Raw genomic sequence first — 17,378 nt, 5'->3', positions numbered from 1 at the left:
CCCCCCCCCCCCCCCCCCCCCCCCCCCCCCCCCCCCCCCCCCCCCCCCCCCCCCCCCCCCCCCCCCCCCCCCCCCCCCCCCCCCCCCCCCCCCCCCCCCCCCCCCCCCCCCCCCCCCCCCCCCCCACGCCGAGTACCATTGGCACTCGACCGACCCGAGTGCCAGTGGGTCCCAGGAGCTTACGGAGATCGCGTGCCCACCTACGCCTACAGCTGCCAGTCGTGCGGACACTCCTTCGAGGTCCGCCAGTCCTTCAGCGACGACGCCCTGACGATCTGCCCGGAGTGCTCGGGTCAGCTGCGGAAGCTGTTCAACAACGTCGGCATCGTCTTCAAGGGGTCGGGTTTCTACCGCAACGACTCCCGCGGGTCGTCGAGCTCGTCGGAGGGCTCCGGCGGGTCCAGCGCCTCGGCGCCGGCCAAGGAGTCCACCTCCTCGACGTCGTCCTCGACGTCGTCCTCGACGTCGTCGTCCTCCTCCTCGTCGTCGTCCTCGTCGTCGTCCAGCGGGAGCACCTCCGCCGCCTGACCGGCGAGGTCACCGCCGTCTCCACAGGCCGCCCCGGGACGCCCGCCGTCCCCGGGCGGCCTGTCGCGTCCGGGGCCCACGTCCCGGGCGCACCTAGCGTCCGGGCATGCCCGTCCCCTCCAGCCCCGTCCCCCTCGGCCCCGGCGACCGCCGCCGGCGCCGGCTGATCCGCCGCTGGCTGTGCGCCGGGCTGGTCGCCGCCGCCGGTGGCGTCACGGTGGCCACGCTCGCGCCACCGGCCCCGCAGCTGCGCCCGGTGCCGGTGGCCGCCCGCGACCTGCCCACCGGCGCCGTCCTGACGGGCACGGACGTCACCACGGCGCAGCTGCAGGACCGGGCCGTCCCCGACGGGGTGCTCGCGCAGGTCGAGGGCGCCGTGCTGGCCTCACCGGTCCGGCGCGGGGAGGTGCTGACCGACGCGCGCACCACGACCGGGCCGCTGCTGACCGGGCAGCCGCCGGGGACGGTCGCCGCCGGGGTCGACGTGGGCGACCCCGCGCTGCTGCAGACGCTCGCACCCGGGGTGCGGGTCGACGTGCTGGCCCGGACGCAGGACCCGGTCACCGGCGCGGCGACCGGCGCCGAGCGCATCGCCGCCGACGTCGTGGTGCTGCGGCTGCCCGCGGCGGCGGACCCGGTCCTGCCGGGTGGCGACGCGCGGGCGGCGACGTCGGTCCTGGTGGCCGTCGACGCCGCCGCCGCCGCGCGGCTGGCCGCCGCGGCCGGGCGGACCGTCCTGACGGTGCGCTCGTGAGGGCGGGGGCCCGCTCCTCAGTCCCCGACGGCGAGCGCGACCCCGGGGGCGCGGACCTGGCGGCGCAGCAGCTCCAGGAGCGCGGTGGCCGACATGGGGTCCCCGACGTGCTCGCCCTGGACGACGTCGCAGCCGAGGTCGGCCAGGGCCCGCTGGGTGCGGGCGTCGGCCACGCCCTCGGCGACGACGCGCAGCCCGAGCTCGCGGGCCATCTGGACGGTCGAGCGGACGATGACGGCCCGCGCGCGGTCCCCCGTCATCCCGGTCACGAAGCTGCGGTCGACCTTCAGCTCGTCGACCTCGAGGTCGGTGAGGTACGTCAGCGAGCACTGCCCGGTGCCGTAGTCGTCGACGGCGACCGCGCACCCCAGCGCCCGCAGGCGGCGCACGACGACCCCGGCCCGCTCGGGGTCGGAGACGATGCCGGTCTCGGTGACCTCCAGGACCAGGACCGAGGCGTCCAGGCCGTGCCGGTGCAGGGCCGCGGAGACGACGGCCGGCAGGTCGTGGTCGGTGAGCAGCCGGGCGGAGAGGTTGACCGAGACGCTCGGCGTGAACCCGGAGGCCCGCCAGCGCGCGGCCGCCGCGAGGGCCTGGTCGAGGACCAGCGCGGTCACCCCGTCGATGAGGCCGGACTGCTCGGCCAGGGGGATGAAGCGGTCGGGGGCGACGGGCCCGAGCTCGGGGTGCTGCCAGCGGGCCAGGGCCTCGGCGCCCACGACGCGCCCGGTGCGCGGGTCGACCTGCGGCTGGTACCGGACGTACAGCTCGCCGCGGTCGACGGCGTGGCCGAGGTCGCCGAGCAGCTGCAGCCGCTCGATGCTGTTGACGTCGCGACGGCCGGCGTAGGTGCAGGCGCGGCCCCGGACCTCCTTGGCCTGGTACAGCGCCACGTCGGCGCTCTTGAGCAGCGAGGGGGCGCTCGTGCCGTGCTCGGGGGCCAGCGCGACCCCGACGCTGGCCGGCAGCAGGACCTGCAGGTCCCCCACCCGCAGGGGCCGGGACATCTCCTCCACGACGGCCAGCGCGAGGCCCTCGGCCTCCGGGCCGTCGGCCACGAGGAGGCCGAACTCGTCGCCGCCGAGCCGGGCGACGACGGCGTGCGCGGGGGCCTGGGCCACCAGCCGCTCGGCGACCTCGCGCAGCAGCGCGTCGCCGACGGGGTGGCCGAGGGTGTCGTTGACGTCCTTGAAGTGGTCGAGGTCGACGACCAGCAACCCTGGGCCGGAGCCGGGACCAGCCGCGCGCAGGGCGCGGGCGGTGGCCCCCAGCAGCGCGTCCCGGTTGGGCAAGCCGGTGAGGTCGTCGACCATGGCGCGCCGCTCGTGCCGGCGGGCGATCGCCGCGCTGACGAGCATCACGCCCAGCGGGACGCACACCAGGAGCAGCAGCCACGCCCCGCCCTCGGCGCTGACGACGACCACGGGGGCCGAGGCGACGACGGCCAGCGTGAGCAGCGCCCCGGACGCCGACCCGGTCCGCACCAGGCGGCGGGGGGTGCGCTCGACGACCGGCCGGGCGGCCAGGTCCGCGCCCCACTGAGCGAGCAGCCCGGCCGCGCCGGCGGCCAGGACGGCGGGCCACTGGTCGGGGTCCTGCAGGGCGGGCCCGGTCGGGCGCGGGCCGCCGAGCAGGGCGTCGAGGACGACGCTGCAGACGAGGACGCCGACCACGGACGCCCCGGCCCCCACGACCAGCGTCCGGGGACCGGCGCCGCGGCGGGTCTGGCGCACCAGGGTGGGCAGGACCCGCACGAGCAGCGCCAGGGCCACCGGGCCGAGCGCGACGAGCGCGACGAGGAACCCCCACGACACGGGCAGGGCCTCCCCGCGGCCGCCGGTGCGGGAGGCCACCGGCCGGGAGTCGGCGACGAGCACGACCAGGGCCAGCACGGAGGCGAAGGCCGAGACGTGCCAGGGCACCGGGCCGGCGAGGGCGACGACCACGGCGGCCGTCAGGACGGCGGCGGCCAGGACGACGGCGACCACGTCGCGCAGGACGGGGACGGCGCTGCAGCGCCGGCGGGGACGGGCGGTGGCCGGCGGCGCGAGGAGCGCGGTCGCCGAGCGCGGGACCGTCGAGCCGCTCATCCTCCACCTTCCGCCGCCGTGCCGGGGGACCGTCCGCGGGACCTCCCGCACGTCCCCCGCCCGGGGGACACCGGTCGAGGTTCCGCGCCCATCATGGGGGTCATCGGAGCGGGGCAGAAGCTCTGCACCCCATCGATCTGCGGCGCGACGAGCCACTATCGACCCAGAGTGAGAGTCCTCTCACGGCCAGTCAGGAACATGTGCCTCAGTGCAACGAAACCGTCACGGAAGGTGCTGACGGTGGTGGGCGCGCAGGCCCGCGGCCTCAGTCCCAGTGCGGCGGGCGCTGCGACAGGTACCACTCGTCGTCGCGACCGGACCCCGGCCGCTCCCCCCAGCCCTCGTCCCGGTCGTCGGCCGACCGCTCGTCCTCCAGGGACACCTCGCGGTCGTCGTCCGGCACCCGCGGGCTCACGACGCGTCCGCCCGCGTCACGTCGAGCCGCTCGGACCCCTCCACCGCGTCGGCCCCGCCCGCCGCGTCCTCCCCCGGCGCGTCCACCGGCGACCCCGCCGACGCGGCCCCCAGGTCCAGGACCCACGGCAGGTCGTGACCGGCGTCGGCCAGCGCGTCGCGCCACAGCCCCGCGATCCGGTCCGCCTCGGCGTCGGCGTCGGCGAACACGTCCGCCGTGAGCACCCGCACGTACCGCCACCCCCGCCGCTCCAGCTCCAGCGGCCCGTCGACCTCGCGGTCCACCACGTCCGCCCGCGCCCACGACGGCCCGTCGAGCTCCACGACCAGCGCCGGGCCGACCCCCGCCCGCGCCCGGTGGTCGCGCACCACCAGCGCCAGGGTCCGCGACGAGCCGACCTCGCACTCCACCGGCAGCCCGACCCGCCGGCACGCCGCCGCCAGCGTCCGCACGACCGCGTCGGCGCCCCGGTGGAACGCCACCGCACCGCCCGGCTCCGCGCGGCGCAGGTCGTCCTCCTCCCAGGCCGCCGCCGTGCGCGCCAGCAGGTCGCGCCCGTCGGCCAGCTCCTCCAGCCCGCTGCGGTCGCTCCAGCCGGAGTCGTCCAGGACGAGCGTCGTGCGCAGGCGGCTGCGGGTCAGCGCCATCCACGCCTCGGCCCGGCCGGTCGGCACGCCGTCACCGCTGTCGCCCGCGGCCCCGAGCGCCGGGCCGTTGAGCACCGCGTCGGTGACGACCAGGACGTGGTCGCGGCGCTCGCCGGTCCAGCGGACCGGGGTGCCGACCAGCAGCGGCTCGCGGCCCACCGCCAGCGGCAGCTGCTGGTCCAGGACCAGCCGGCGCACCGTGTCCGACAGCAGCTCCGCCCCGGCCGCGTCGGGCACCACGACGCCCAGGGACTCCTCGGGGTGGGCGACCAGCGCCGCCAGCGCCGTGTCCACCACGAGGTCGACGAGGGCGTCCGGGCCGCGGCGGGCCCCCGGCGGGCGGTCGGAGGTGCGGGCGGTGGCCCGCCCGTCGTGCCCGGGGCCGGGCAGCGACGTCTCGGCCACCGGCACCGGGACCGCCGAGAGCAGGGTGTCGTCCAGCAGGGCGTGCTGGCGGTCCAGCCGCTCCGTGGGCAGCACCCCGTCGAGGTCGGCGAACAGGCTGCCGGACACCGGGCCTGAGACCGCCTGCTCGTCGCGGGCGGTGGCCACGTCCGCCGGGCCGGGCAGGTCCGGGTCGCCGACGACGAGGACCCGGGCGCCCCGGGACAGGGCGGGCAGCGCTGAGGAGGTCGTGGTGGCCTGCGCACCCAGGACGACCAGCAGGTCCGCCTCCTCGACCTGGTCGGCCAGCCGGGCGACCCCGGCCGTGGACAGCGCCGTCACCGGCAGCAGGTCCGCCTCGCGCCCCGAGGCCAGCGACCGGGCGTCGAGCTCGTCGCGCACGGCCGCCGCCCGCACGCGCCGGCGGGCCGCGACGGCGAGCTGCAGCTCGTGCCGGGCCGTGCGCAGCGCGGGCGCCTCCCCGGTCCCCACGAGCGGGTCGACCATCGAGATCGCGTCCAGCACCCCGCTCCACCAGGCCGACTCGACCTCCGAGGGCAGGTGCAGGCTGGACGGGCCCATCCACCGGGCCCGCAGGTCCTCCAGCAGTCCGCCCCACCCGGCCCCCTCGAGCTCGTCGAGCAGCACCGTGCGCCGCGGCAGCGTCTCCAGCGCGGCGGCGTCGGCGGCGAGCCCGCGCAGCAGGGCGCTCAGCTCCGGCAGCTGCACGTCCAGCAGCGAGGCGGCGCCCAGGTCGGTCCAGGACCGCTCGGGCAGGACCTCCGCCAGCGCGGTCAGCTCGTGCCGCACCGCGTCGACCGCCGCGACGAGGGCGTCGAGGTCGTCGGGCACCACGGGCGCGTTGTCGCGCACCGAGACCCGCTGCCAGCGCAGCCGCTGCGACCGGGCCGCCTGCAGCCAGTCGTGCAGCGTGGCCCAGTCCCCGGCGCTGACCTCCGGGCGCAGCAGGGCGCGCGCCTCCCGGCGCAGCCGCCAGCGGCGCACCCAGCCCTGGCGGACCTCGTGCTCGCGCCGCCACTGCGGGGTGGCCGTCGCGGCGGCCACGTCCCCGAGGGACTGGGCGAACACGTCGGTGCCGAAGCGGCCGATGGTGGTGCGGACCCCGTCGAGCAGGTCGGTGCGGTCGACGGCCTCGGCGACCGAGGCCGCGCCCCGCAGCCCGGCGGCGTCGCAGACGGTGGCCAGCAGGGCCCGCAGCGCGGGCAGCCGCTCCCCGATGAGCTCCTCGACGCGGGTCAGCGCCCGCTGGGCGTCCTCGGCGGTGCGCAGCGCGGCGCCGGCCCAGGGGGTCGTGCCGGGGGCGACGTCGAAGGCGCCGAGGTCGACGGCCTCGACGAGCGCCTGCGACCAGCGGTCGACGTCCGCGCGCGAGCACGCGGACAGCTGCTCCCCGCGCAGCCGGCGGCTCGTCGTCGGCGGCAGCGGGCGCTCGGCCAGGGCGAGCAGGGCCTCCACCGCCTCGGCCGCGCTGACGCCCCACGGCTCGCGGGGCCGGTGCAGGGCGCGGGCGTGCTCGTCCAGGGCGGCGGCCGGGCCGGCCACGTCGGGGTCGGCGGGCGGGGTGTGGCGGGCGTCGCGACGCGCGGCGACCTCCCGGCGCGCGGCCTCCCGCTGCTGCCCCGCGTCGTCGGCGGAGGTGTCCAGGTCGGCCACCAGGTGCAGCAGGAGACGACCGAAGCCGTTGTCGCGCAGGCGTTCGTCCACGGCACGACGTTCGGCGGCGGAGTCGGCGACGAGCAGGACGCGCCGTCCGGCGGCGACCTCGGAGGCGATGACGGCGGCCGCGACCTGGGTGGCGCCGGTGCCGGTGGGGGCGTGCAGCCGCAGGTCCCGGCCGGCCAGCACGGCCTCCACGGCGCGGCGCTGGGCCGGGTCCAGGGAGAACCCCTCGGTGACGGGGACGCCCGGGGCGGTCGCCGGGGCCACCGGCCGCCCCGCGGCCAGCGCCGCCACGACCCGGTGGTCGCGCACGAGGCCACCGCGGCGACGCAGGTCGGCCAGCAGGTCCGCGGCCGGGTCGGCGAACGTCGCCAGCAGCAGCCGCCGCTCGACGCGCAGGCCACGGGTGCCGGCGAGCTGGCGGCGCAGCTCGTCCATGGCGGGGTTCGGGTCGAAGCCCCAGTGCGCGCCGACGGCCGCCCCGATGCGGTGGGTGTCCAGGTCCACGCCCAGCTCGGTGCGCGCCACCCGCACCAGCACGGGGTTGACGATCACCTGCGGGGCCAGCTGCACGACGAAGTCGTCGAGCGCCTCGGTGGCCGGCGTCAGCGTGCAGCGGCGCAGCAGCACGGGGGTGCGCCGCGGGCGGCGCAGCGGCGGCGGCGCCGCGCCCTCGGCGAGCGTCGCGGCGTCGACCTCCTCGGCCAGCGACCAGCCGGCGATGCCCACGGCCACGGCCAGCGACCGGGTGCCGCGCTGGGCCAGCAGCGCCCCGGCGAGCCGGTGGGTGGTGCGCGCGCGGCGCCGCGCCTCGGCGAAGGCACCGGCCTCCCGCACGAGGCTGGACAGCGGCGCGGGGCCACCGGCGAGGAGCTGGGCGAGGCCGGAGGGGTGGGCGGTGGTCAGGTCGAGCACGGCGTCGGTGCCCACCGGGCAGTCCAGCAGCGCGGACGTGCCGCCCAGGGCCTCCGCCTCCGCCCACCAGCGCCGACGCGTGGAGTCGGGACCGGGTGCGGGGGAAGACGTCACGGGGACAAGGTTAGGCGTCGCCGGACGCCGATCCGGTCAGGCGGACGGCTCCTGCGCGCCGTCCCGCACCGCCGGGGCGAGCGGCACGCCCGCGGTGCCGCGCGCCAGGGCCACCAGGGTGACGTCGTCGCGGGCGCGGCCGCCGCTGAACCGGCGGGCGACGTCGAGCGCCTCGTCGACCAGGGCCTGCGGGGTCAGCTCGGGCAGCGCCCCCAGGGCCGCCAGGACGCCCTCGATGCCGAGCTCGTCGGTGCTGCCGGTGGGGCGGGCCTCGGTGAGGCCGTCGGTGTAGACGACCAGCACGGACCCCGGGGCCAGCGACGTGGTGCGGGTGCGCCAGCTGCCGGGCACGTCCAGGTGCAGCCAGGACAGCAGCGGGCCGGTCGCCTCCAGCTCGGAGACCACCCGCACGCCCGACTCCTCGTCCTGGCGCAGGACCACCGGCGCGGGGTGCCCGGCGTTGGCGTAGGAGACGGTGCCGGAGTCGGGGTCGACGACCACGACGACGCAGCTGGCGAAGCGCTCGGCCTCGTCGGAGAACACCCGCGCCGCCATCGCCAGCGCCAGGTCCGGCTCGGGGGCCAGGTGCAGGGCCGCCTCGAGCAGCCGCTTCAGCTGGATCGCGACGATCCCGGCGCGGGCCCCGTGGCCCGAGACGTCGGCGACGACGACCGCGAACCGCCCGTCGGTCAGCGGCAGCACGTCGTACCAGTCCCCGGCGAGCAGGCCCTCCGCGGGCCGCAGGGCCGCCGCCGAGGACCACCCCGGCACGACCGGCAGGTCGTGGGCGGTGAGCTGGTCGCGGACCTCGGCGACCAGCGGCTGCCCCTGCTGCAGCGCCTCGCGCGCCGAGACCGCGTCGGCGAGCTCGTCGAGGATGCGCCGGCGCATCGTCTCGGCCGAGGCCGCCACGGCGGCCAGCTCCGGCGGGCCCGGCAGCGCGACGGGCGTCTGCAGGTCGCCGCCGCCGACCCGCAGGAGCTGCTCGGACAGCGATCCGAGGGGGTGGATCACCCAGCGCCGCACCAGGTACAGGGCGGTGGGGACCAGCAGGAGGGCGATCGCGGCGACGAGGAACTGGACGTAGCGGCTCTGGTCGCGCTGGTCGCGCAGCGCCTCGCGCTCGGCGTCCTGGAGCTCGGCGATGCGCTCCTCGACCGGGTCGAGGTCCTGGTAGATCTTCAGGAAGGCCGTGGCGGCGGGGGCGTCGAGGATGGACCGGCTGAGCTGGACCGAGTCGCCCTGGCGCTTGAAGGACGCCTGCCGCTCGGTGGTGGCCCGCCAGGCGGCGGCGTCGTCGAGCACCTTGGTCAGCTGGGCCCGCAGCTCCTCGTCGGTCTCCTCGGAGCTGGCTGCGACGACCAGCGGCTCGCGCGTCCGCTCGTAGGCGAGCATGGTCCGCACGCGCCGGTCCTCGGTGTCCCGCAACTTGGTCGGGTCGGAGGCGGTGACGTAGAGCTGGTGCACCGACTGGGCCTCGACGATGCTCTGCTGGAAGTCGGCGACCTGCTCCGAGACGGTCGTGGTCCCGCCCAGCGGCTCGTCCCCCTCGCCCGGGGTGCGGGCCATGCTGACCAGGAGCACCACGGTGAGCACCAGCACGATGAGCAGGAACGACACACCCATGACCGAGACGCGTCGCTGCAGCGAGGTGCGCGTCATGAGCCGGTGCCACGACCTCGCTCCGCCGCCCAGCTCGCCACCTCCCTCGGCCCCGCACGCCGGTGCCGGTCACCGGCGGGACGGCACACACCCTGTCACCCCGGCCCCCTCGCCGGTCGCACCCGGTCCCACGTGCGTGCGGCGCGGATGGTTCCCGGCGGGCGCGGGGGCCCGGGAGGCGGTAGGGCTGGACGCGTGAACGACGCCACCCGACATCCTGCCGGAATCGTCCTCGTGCGCCACGGGCAGTCGACGGGCAACCTCGCCGACGCCCGGGCCCGCTCCTCGCACGCCGAGGTGGTGGAGGTCGCCGAGCGCGACGCCGACGTGCCGCTGTCGCCGCTGGGCCGGGCGCAGGCCCGGGCCGTGGCGCGGTGGCTGGCCGAGGACCCGCAGGCCCCGCCGGTCCCGGAGGTGATCGTCAGCTCCCCGTACCAGCGCGCCCACGACACGGCCCTGGCCGTCGCGCAGGAGCTGGGCAGCCGGGGCGCGGACCTGCCGGTGCGCACCGACGAGCGGTTGCGCGAGCGCGACCTGGGCTGGTGGGACGGGCTCACGGGGCTGGGGGTGCGGGCCCGCTTCCCCGAGGAGGCCGAGCGCCGGCAGCGGATCGGCAAGTTCTACTACCGGCCGCCGGGCGGGGAGAGCTGGTGCGACGTGGCCCTGCGAGTGCGGAGCCTGCTGGCGACGCTGCGGGAGGAGCACGCGGGCCGGCAGGTCCTGCTCGTGTCCCACCAGGCGGTGATCATGAACTTCCGGCTGGTGCTGGAGGACCTGGACGAGCGGGCGCTGCTGGACCTGGACGCGCGCGAGCCCCTCGCCAACTGCTCGGTCACCGCGTACGCGGGTGACGGGACGGGGCTGCGGCTGGACCGGGCGGGCGACACCACCGCCGTGCGGGACGTGCGGGTCACCGACGACCCGGTGGACGACGAGCCCCGCGGGGTCGACGAGGGGGTGTCGGCGTGAGCACCGACGACGCGGTCACGGTGACCTCCGCGGTGCTGCGGCAGTGGCCGCTGCCGCCGCCGGGGGTCGGCAAGGAGTCCCGCGGCCGCACGGTGGTCGTGGGTGGCAGCACGAAGACGCCGGGTGCGGTGCTGCTGTCGGCGGAGTCGGCGCTGCGCAGCGGCGCGGGCAAGCTGCAGGTCGCCACGACGCGGGACACCGCCACCGCGGTCGCGGTGGCGCTGCCGGAGGCGCTGGTGCTGGGGCTGCCGCAGACCGGCGAGGGCGGCATCGACCCCGCCTGCGCCGACGACGAGGAGCTGGTGGAGCTGGTGCGGGGCGCGCACGCGGCCCTGCTGGGGGTCGGGGCGGTCGGTGAGCCGGACGTGCGGGCGCTGCTGGAGTCGCTGGTGCCGGGTCTGGGGAACACGGTCGTCCTGGACGCCCTGGGGCTGGCGCCGGTCACGGCCGACGCCACGTTCCTGCACCACCTGCGCGGTCAGGCGGTGCTGACGCCGAACCTGGCCGAGCTGGCGATCGTGCTGGACGCCGACCCCGAGGAGGTCGAGGGGGACGTCGGGGCGGCGGCCCTGGAGCTGGCGCGCCGCAGCCGCTGCACGGTCGCCGCCGGGGGCGGTGAGTCGTGGGTCGCGGCGCCGGACGGGCGGCTGTGGCGGGACGCCTCCGGCGGCGCGGGGCTGGGCGTGTCCGGCTCCGGCGACGTGCTGTCGGGGATCGTCACGGGCCTGTGCGCCCGCGGCGCGGACCCCACGCAGGCCGCCGTGTGGGGCGTCCACCTGCACGGGCGGGCCGGTGACCGCCTCGCCGCCTCGGTGGGGCGGCTGGGGTTCCTCGCCCGCGAGCTGCCGCCGGAGGTCCCGGCCGTGCTCGCGGAGATCGAGGTCTGACCGGCTCCGGGTCAGGCCAGCAGCGCGGCGGCGCTGGCGACGACGTCGCCGGCGGGGATGTCGAGCCGCCAGCTCGTCGCGGACCGGTTGGCGCAGGCGTCGGGGTCGCCCTCGGCGCCGGACCAGGTCTGCGGCTGCGCGGTGACCTTCCACGCGCCGCCGCCCTGCTGGCGGGCGCGGGCGGCGAGCGCGTCGTCCCCGGCGCGCAGCGCGGCGGAGGCGATGACGTCGACGGCGCGGCCGAGGGAGCGGGCGTCGTAGAAGGCGATGGTGCAGCCGCCGTCGGCGACGGAGGTGGAGACGAGGATGCAGCCGGACTCGGCCAGCGCGGCGTCGAGCGCGGCGACGGCGGCCTGCTCGCGCGGGGCGCGGCGGGCGGCGGGGATGCGAGCGCCGGCGGTGCGGGTGGTGGTGGTGACGGACATGCGGGCCTGCTCCTCCGAGTGACGACGTCTGCCGGGCGCCGGTGTCCTCGTCGACGGGGTTCCGGCACCCGAGGAGGCCATCGGTCGTTGTTCCTGGCGCCTTGAGTGTAGGCGCGCACCGAACCCGGTCACGACCACACCCCCCGCCGGTTCGCTTGCAGCGCACAGGATCTCAACGACACGGCGTCGTAGTACGGCGATGTCGAACCGGGCGGCGGTGCCTCGCGCACGGGGGCGACGGCCTCCCGGTAAGCTGCCCGCGGGCCCCCATAGCTCAGGGGATAGAGCATCGGTTTCCTAAACCGTGTGTCGCAGGTTCGAATCCTGCTGGGGGCACCGACCGAACCGCGGGCCGGGTGACACCCGGTCCCCTCCCCCGTGGCGCGCCGGTCCACCGGCGACCCGTCCCCGCGCCCACCCAGCCGCGTGCGCGACGCTGGACGCCGAAGAGCGGGGGACGAGCGACGTGACGAGCACGCAGAACGCGGTGGGACGGGCCCAGGACGTGTGGGACCTGCTGAGCACTCCCCTGCCCACCGCCCCCGGTTGGCTGACCGCGGCCGCCCTGCTCGTGGCGGTGGCCGCCGTCCTCGTCCCGGGGCTGTGGCGGGTGAGCCGGAACGTGGTGACGATCGCCCACGAGGGCGGTCACGCGCTGGCGGCGGTGGCGACGGGGCGGCGGCTGGCGGGGATCCGGCTGCACTCGGACACGTCCGGGGTGACGGTGTCGGCGGGCCGGCCGCGGGGGCCGGGGATGGTGGTCACGGCGGCCGCGGGGTACCCGGCGCCGTCGCTGGTGGGGCTGGCCGCGGCGTGGGTGCTGTCCGCCGGGTACGTGACGGCGGTGCTGTGGGGGACGCTGGCGCTGCTGGCCGCGGTGCTGCTGCAGATCCGCAACCCGTGGGGGGCGCTGACCGTCGTGGGCACGGGCGGGGCGGTGTTCGCCGTCACGTGGGCCACGCCGGACGCGGTCCAGCAGGGGTTCGCGCTGGTGCTGGCGTGGTTCCTGCTGCTGTCGGGGCCGAAACCGGTCGCGGAGCTGCACCGCAAGCGCCGGCGCGGCGGTGCGCCGACCTCCGACGCCGACCAGCTGGCGCGGCTGACCGGGCTGCCCGGGCTGGTGTGGGTGGCGGTGTTCGCGGTCGTCACCGTGGCGGCGGCCGTCGCGGGAGCGGCCCTGCTGCTCGGCTGACCCGGGGCGTCAGCCCGCGGCCGTGAGCTCCACCGCCCGCGCGACCATCGCCACCGGCCCCACCTGCGCGGCGGTGGCGCGCTGCCAGTCCGCGCCGGTCCCGCGCCGGGCCAGGTCGGCGAGCCCGGCGGCGACGAGGTCGGTGTCCCCGTCGTCGTGCAGCGCCTGCGCGACGTGCTCCAGCAGCTCGCCGAGCACCTCGGCGGCGGGAGCGGGCCGCAGCGTCACCGGGGACACGAGCTGCCCGCCGAGGCCGTCGTGGGAGGCGCGCCAGGACGCCGCGCGAAGCTCGGCGACCGACGCGTCCGCGGGGGCGCGGCCGTCGGCGGCCTCCCGGGCGGCGGTCTCGACCAGCGCGCGGGTCAGCGCGGCGAGCAGGACGGCGTCGCGGGCGTGCAGGCAGACGTCGGCGACCCGCACCTCCACCGTCGGCTGGTTGGCGGAGATGCGGGCGTCGAAGTAGAGCTGGCCGGTGTCCAGGGGGACCCCGGTGGCCAGCAGCCTCGCCGCGGCGGCGTCGTACCCGGCGGCGTCGCCGAACAGCCCGGTGGGCCCGGCGGTGGGCCAGCGCTCCCACACGCGGGCGCGGAAGGAGGCGTACCCGGAGTCCTCGCCCTGCCAGAACGGGGAGTTCGCCGACACCGCGAGCAGCACCGCGGTCCAGGGGCGGATGCGGTCGAGCACGGCGGCGGCCTCGTCGCGGTCGGGCACCTCGACGTGGACGTGCGTGCCGCACGTCAGCTGCTCGCGCGCCAGCAGCCCGTACCGCTCCACGAGCAGCTCGTACCGCTCCCCGGGCGTCACGACGGGGTCGGTGGGCAGCGGGTGGGTGGCGAGGGCGAGGAGCCGGCAGCCGCGCTCGCGCGCCAGCGCCGCGGTCCGGGCGCGGTGGGTGGTGAGGTCGGCCAGGGCGTCGGCGAGGTCGGCGTGCGGGGCGGTGCCGGTCTCGACCTGCTGGCGCTGCAGCTCGGTCTGCTCGTGCCCGGCCGCGGCGACGGCGGGGCCGTCCAGCCGGGCCTGCCCCGTGCCGGGGTCGACCAGCAGGAACTCCTCTTCGATCCCGACGCGCCTCACCCCGTGATCGTGAAGCGTCGGCGACGCCGCCGCACGTCGGCGCCCGGCGCCCGGTTCACCCCTGCTGCGCGGCCCACTCCCGCACGCGGCGGGCGCTCTCGGCCTCGGACAGGTCCTGCACCCGCGTCATGATCGACCAGCGGACGCCGAAGGGGTCGCGGACGCTGGCGAACCGGTCCCCGGAGGCGAAGTCCGTCAGCGGCTCCCGGACGGTGGCGCCCGCGGCCTCGGCGCGGGCCACGACGGCGTCGGCGTCGGCGCAGTGGAACCCCAGGGAGTAGCAGTCGTCGTCCCCGGCGGGGGCGGGGACGAGGTGGAAGTCGGGGTGGGGTTCACCCAGCTGCAGGTGGCCGTTCCCGAGGTCGAGGTCGGCGTGCACGACGACCCCGCCCACCTCGGTGACGTCGACGACGCGGGCGCCGAAGACGTCGCGGTAGAACTCGACGGCCTCCTTCGCCCGCGGGACGACCAGGAACGGGGTGAGGCTCGTCAGGCCGTGCGGGACGCCGTCGGTGGTGTGCTCTCCGGTGGTCATGGCCCCAGGGTGCCGGGGCCCCGGTGTCCCGGCTTGGAGATCCGCGCCACCTCCGGGCGGGCGGCCCCTACGCTCGGCGCCGTGGTCCAGAGTTCCCGCGGCATCCTGTACCCGGCGCGGCTGCCCCGGTTCACCCGGCTCGAACCGCCCGCGGACGTCGCCGACCTGGTGCGCTGGTTCTGGGTGCCGGAGTGGGACGTGGAACCCGGTCGCGTCTCGCGCCAGCACGTCGTCGGCCACCCCGGCAGCAACCTCGTCGTGGAGTCCCGCGACGGCGGGTCCGCCGGGTTCGCCGGGCCGACGACGCGGCGCTCGCACCGGGACCTGACGGGGCGCGGGTGGGCCGTCGGGGCGCACCTGCGACCGGCGGCCGTGCCCGCGTTCAGCGCCGACCCGGCCGCCGACCGGGACCGCTACCGCCGCCTGGACGAACCGGCGCTGGTGGCCGGGGTGGGCGCGGCGATGGCCTCGGGCGCCGCGGACCGCCTGGAACGGGCCACCGCGGTGCTCGGGGAGTTCCTGCGCGAGCGCGTCGGCCCGGTCGGGGAGCAGGGCCGCGCCGCGAACGCGCTCGCCGACCTCGTCGCCACCGACCCCGCGGTCGTGCGGCTGGAGGACGCCGCCGCGCGGCTGGCGCGGTCCCCGCGGACGCTGCAGCGGCTGGCGCGCCGGTACGTGGGCCTGTCCCCGGCGGCGATGGTCCGCCGCCGCCGGTTGCAGGAGGCCGCCGAGCGGATCCGCACCGACCCCGGGGCGGACCTGGCCGCGATCGCCGCCGACCTCGGGTACGCCGACCACGCGCACCTGGCGAACGACTTCCGGCACGTGCTGGGCCTGTCCCCCAGCGAGTACCGCCGTCAGGCCTGAACCGGCTCCCCCGGTCCCCCCTCCTCGACCTCGGCCTCGACCTCGGCCTCGACCTCGGCCTCGTCCTCGTCCCCGGGCCGGAAGAACCCGTCCACGACGTCGAGGACGGCCCCGGCGAAACCGGGCCGGGCCGTCCAGGGTTCCACCGCCGACAGCACCCCGAGGTCGACGAGCCGGGTCAGGCGGGCCAGCGCGGCGGGCAGTTCCGCCTCGTCGCCGGCCGACTCCAGGAAACCCCGCAGTTCCCCGGAGGTCACCGGTTGCAGGACCGAGCTGGTGACCACGGACAGGGCCCCGACGATCGCGCCGGGCGAGTCGGTGGAGGCCAGGACGCCGGTGACGACGGAGGCCAGCGCGAACGTCGCGGCCTGGTAGCGCCGCTCGGGGTCGGCGGCGCCGGGGACGGCGGTGCGCCCGTCCTCCACCTGCAGCACGCCGTCCCCGGCGAGGTCGAGGAGCAGGGCGACGGGGTCGACCTCGGGGACGTCGGCGAGCCGGGCCCGCAGCACGTCCACGGCGGGGCTGTCGGCGAGTTCGCGGCCGTCGAGCTCCACCCCGGCGGCGAGTTCGTCGAGGGCGGTGAGGAACCCCGCGACGACGGGCAGGGCGACCAGGTCGGCGAGGCGGTCGGCGAGCGGGACCCGCGCCTCGGCGGCGGCGAGGGCGTCGAGGACGCCGGCCTGCCCGGAGGCGGCGCCGCCGACGCCGCCGGAGGCGACGTCGAGGCAGTCGGCGAGTTCCTCCGGTTCCCCGGCCCACTGCTCGGTCTCGCCGAGGAACATGAGGTAGGACGTCCAGGCGAGGCGGGTCTCGTCGACGAGTTCCTGCGGGTCGAGGTCGTTGTGCTCGGCGACGGCGGGCACGATCTCGGTGAACAGCTCGGCGAGGTCGGCGGGGGTGAACGCGCGGGCGGCGGCGGGCGAGAGGTCGCTCTCGAAGCTCAGCAGCAGCCAGCCCAGGGATTCCATGAGGCGGGCCTCGAGGTCCTCCACCGGCAGCGCCTCGTCGGTCTCCTCGGCGAGCTCGGCCTCCAGGAACCGGCGGAACGGGACCTGCAGGTCCCCCAGCGCCCGGCCGCCGGCGCGCAGCGGCGACATCGGCGAGGACGTCGCGGGCTGGCGGGCGGGGTGGCCGCGGGACTTCTTCTTCTTGGGCACCGTCGTGAGCTTAGGCGTTCAGCCGGGCGGCGCGCGGACGAGCGCGACGAGCGTGAGCGGGGCGACGGCCCGCCGGACCCGCGGTCCCCCGGGCGCCGGTCCTCCCCGTCCGCTCCCCCGGCACCCCGCGGCGCCCGGCAGGTCACCGGTGGTGCCCCGGCCGGGCGCGGCGATGATGGGCGCGTGCGGAACCCCCTCGCCCCCGCCCTGCTGCTGACGGCGCTGCTCGTGCCGTCCGCCTGCGGGACGGGACCGGCCGGGGAAGCGGCCACCCCCGCACCCACGCCCACGCCCACGCCCACGCCCACGCCCACGGCCGTCGTCACCGTCCCCGCGGGCGTGGTCCCGCCCCCGGCCGCGGCGGTGGCCGACTACCAGCTCGGTGGCCCGTACGAACCGGCCGCCGACGTGCGCGTCGTCGTCCGCGACCGCACCGCCGCCCCGGTCCCGGGGCTGTACTCGATCTGCTACGTCAACGCGTTCCAGACCCAGCCGGACGAGAACGGGACCTGGTTCGCCCGGCACCCCGACCTGCTGCTGCGCGACGGCGAGGGCCGTCTCGTCGAGGACGAGGGGTGGCCCGGGGAGTACCTGCTGGACACCTCCACCCCGCAGCGGCGGGCCGCGCTCGCCGAGGTCGTCGGGGCGTGGGTCGACGGCTGCGCCGACGCCGGGTACCAGGCCGTCGAGCCCGACAACCTCGACTCGGCCACCCGGTCGGGGGGCGCGCTGCGGATGGAGGACGCCTACGCGTTCGCCGCCCTGCTGGCCGAGCGCGCGCACGCCCGCGGGCTGGCGTTCGCGCAGAAGAACACGCCGGGCACGACGGCCGAGCAGGCCCGCGCGGTGGGTTTCGACTTCGCCGTCGCCGAGAGCTGCCAGGTCTACGCCGAGTGCGACGCCTACACCGCCGTCCACGGCGACCGGCTCCTGGAGGTCGAGTACTCCGACGACGGCGCCGAGAACTTCGCGGCGGCCTGCGCGGCGCGCGGCGCGACGGTCTCGGTGGTGTACCGCGACCGGGAGGTCCTGCCCCGCGGCGTGCCGGGGTACGAGTTCGACCGCTGCTGAGCGGGCCGGCCG

General features: G+C 77.8%; 15 protein-coding genes and 1 tRNA gene. 8 read left to right on the top strand and 8 right to left on the bottom strand.

Translation table 11 applies throughout. From position 1 onward, the window contains the following. The first annotated feature begins 192 nt into the window (after positions 1–192). Entirely contained in the window at positions 193–528 is a 336-nt protein-coding gene (locus ACRYM6_RS21145) for an FmdB family zinc ribbon protein (RefSeq protein WP_432544862.1), read from the top strand. A 106-nt stretch (positions 529–634) separates the two neighbouring features. Further along, positions 635–1,282 (top strand): SAF domain-containing protein, encoded by a 648-nt coding sequence (locus tag ACRYM6_RS21140; protein WP_432544861.1) that lies wholly within the window; start codon positions 635–637, stop codon positions 1,280–1,282. A gap of 17 nt (positions 1,283–1,299) precedes the next feature. On the opposite strand, the gene ACRYM6_RS21135 is transcribed toward ACRYM6_RS21140, so the two are convergent. The 4 genes from ACRYM6_RS21135 to ACRYM6_RS21120 all read right to left on the bottom strand — a co-directional run bounded on the left by ACRYM6_RS21135 (position 1,300) and on the right by ACRYM6_RS21120 (position 9,189). Further along, positions 1,300–3,372 carry a putative bifunctional diguanylate cyclase/phosphodiesterase gene (locus ACRYM6_RS21135; protein ID WP_432544860.1) on the bottom strand — a complete coding sequence of 691 codons (2,073 nt, stop codon included), beginning with the start codon at positions 3,370–3,372 and terminating at the stop codon, positions 1,300–1,302. 265 nt (positions 3,373–3,637) lie between these two features. Next, positions 3,638–3,787: a hypothetical protein gene (locus ACRYM6_RS21130; protein ID WP_432544859.1), complete on the bottom strand. Its 150-nt coding sequence runs from the start codon at positions 3,785–3,787 to the stop codon at positions 3,638–3,640. Continuing rightward, entirely contained in the window at positions 3,784–7,527 is a 3,744-nt protein-coding gene (locus ACRYM6_RS21125) for a hypothetical protein (protein WP_432544858.1), read from the bottom strand. The genes ACRYM6_RS21130 and ACRYM6_RS21125 overlap by 4 nt, the downstream gene beginning before the upstream one ends. A 36-nt stretch (positions 7,528–7,563) precedes the next feature. Next, the gene (locus ACRYM6_RS21120; protein WP_432544857.1) at positions 7,564–9,189 is read right to left on the bottom strand and encodes a PP2C family protein-serine/threonine phosphatase; all 1,626 of its coding nucleotides are present in this window, start codon (positions 9,187–9,189) and stop codon (positions 7,564–7,566) included. Positions 9,190–9,384: 195 nt separating this feature from the next. On the opposite strand from ACRYM6_RS21120, the gene ACRYM6_RS21115 reads away from it, so the two are divergent. Further along, positions 9,385–10,158, top strand: coding sequence for a histidine phosphatase family protein (locus ACRYM6_RS21115; RefSeq protein WP_432544856.1), 774 nt, complete (start codon positions 9,385–9,387; stop codon positions 10,156–10,158). Beyond that, positions 10,155–11,045 carry an NAD(P)H-hydrate dehydratase gene (locus ACRYM6_RS21110; RefSeq protein WP_432544855.1) on the top strand — a complete coding sequence of 297 codons (891 nt, stop codon included), beginning with the start codon at positions 10,155–10,157 and terminating at the stop codon, positions 11,043–11,045. Before ACRYM6_RS21115 ends, ACRYM6_RS21110 begins: the two co-directional genes overlap by 4 nt. 11 nt (positions 11,046–11,056) lie before the next feature. On the opposite strand, the gene ACRYM6_RS21105 is transcribed toward ACRYM6_RS21110, so the two are convergent. Continuing rightward, positions 11,057–11,470: a hypothetical protein gene (locus ACRYM6_RS21105; protein WP_432544854.1), complete on the bottom strand. Its 414-nt coding sequence runs from the start codon at positions 11,468–11,470 to the stop codon at positions 11,057–11,059. Positions 11,471–11,733: 263 nt separating this feature from the next. Here ACRYM6_RS21105 and ACRYM6_RS21100 point away from each other — a divergent pair. Beyond that, positions 11,734–11,806, top strand: a tRNA-Arg gene (locus ACRYM6_RS21100). A 130-nt stretch (positions 11,807–11,936) separates the two neighbouring features. Continuing rightward, a complete protein-coding gene (locus ACRYM6_RS21095) occupies positions 11,937–12,662 on the top strand; it encodes a M50 family metallopeptidase (RefSeq protein WP_432544853.1) in 726 nt (241 codons plus the stop codon). Positions 12,663–12,671: 9 nt separating this feature from the next. Here ACRYM6_RS21095 and ACRYM6_RS21090 read toward each other — a convergent pair whose 3' ends face one another. Both ACRYM6_RS21090 and ACRYM6_RS21085 read right to left on the bottom strand, forming a co-directional pair. Beyond that, on the bottom strand, positions 12,672–13,736 hold the full coding sequence (locus ACRYM6_RS21090; RefSeq protein WP_432544852.1) for a carboxylate-amine ligase: 1,065 nt from the start codon (positions 13,734–13,736) through the stop codon (positions 12,672–12,674). A 55-nt stretch (positions 13,737–13,791) separates the two neighbouring features. Next, entirely contained in the window at positions 13,792–14,271 is a 480-nt protein-coding gene (locus ACRYM6_RS21085; protein WP_432544851.1) for a VOC family protein, read from the bottom strand. Between the two features lie 81 nt (positions 14,272–14,352). Between ACRYM6_RS21085 and ACRYM6_RS21080 the strand changes: the two genes are divergently transcribed. Further along, complete coding sequence (locus ACRYM6_RS21080) at positions 14,353–15,138, top strand: AraC family transcriptional regulator (RefSeq protein ID WP_432544850.1); 786 nt, start codon at positions 14,353–14,355, stop codon at positions 15,136–15,138. Here the strand turns inward: ACRYM6_RS21080 and ACRYM6_RS21075 are convergent. Then, positions 15,129–16,295 carry a hypothetical protein gene (locus ACRYM6_RS21075; protein ID WP_432544849.1) on the bottom strand — a complete coding sequence of 389 codons (1,167 nt, stop codon included), beginning with the start codon at positions 16,293–16,295 and terminating at the stop codon, positions 15,129–15,131. The genes ACRYM6_RS21080 and ACRYM6_RS21075 overlap by 10 nt on opposite strands. Positions 16,296–16,478: 183 nt before the next feature. Between ACRYM6_RS21075 and ACRYM6_RS21070 the strand changes: the two genes are divergently transcribed. Then, positions 16,479–17,366: an endo alpha-1,4 polygalactosaminidase gene (locus tag ACRYM6_RS21070; RefSeq protein ID WP_432544848.1), complete on the top strand. Its 888-nt coding sequence runs from the start codon at positions 16,479–16,481 to the stop codon at positions 17,364–17,366. The last annotated feature ends 12 nt before the right edge of the window (positions 17,367–17,378 follow it).

This window comes from Kineococcus rugosus (genome assembly GCF_050871975.1).
Lineage (GTDB): Bacteria > Actinomycetota > Actinomycetes > Actinomycetales > Kineococcaceae > Kineococcus.
The sequence above is the reverse complement of the archived record's forward strand: the minus strand, read 5'-3'. Positions and strand labels throughout refer to the sequence as shown.

What these genes read in the sequence shown, in the direction of transcription:
- ACRYM6_RS21140 (WP_432544861.1), top strand. Translation starts at nt 635, where the DNA reads ATGCCCGTCCCCTCCAGCCCCGTCCCCCTCGGCCCCGGCGACCGCCGC.
- ACRYM6_RS21135 (WP_432544860.1), bottom strand. Translation starts at nt 3,372, where the DNA reads ATGAGCGGCTCGACGGTCCCGCGCTCGGCGACCGCGCTCCTCGCGCCG.
- ACRYM6_RS21120 (WP_432544857.1), bottom strand. Translation starts at nt 9,189, where the DNA reads ATGACGCGCACCTCGCTGCAGCGACGCGTCTCGGTCATGGGTGTGTCG.
- ACRYM6_RS21105 (WP_432544854.1), bottom strand. Translation starts at nt 11,470, where the DNA reads ATGTCCGTCACCACCACCACCCGCACCGCCGGCGCTCGCATCCCCGCC.
- ACRYM6_RS21085 (WP_432544851.1), bottom strand. Translation starts at nt 14,271, where the DNA reads ATGACCACCGGAGAGCACACCACCGACGGCGTCCCGCACGGCCTGACG.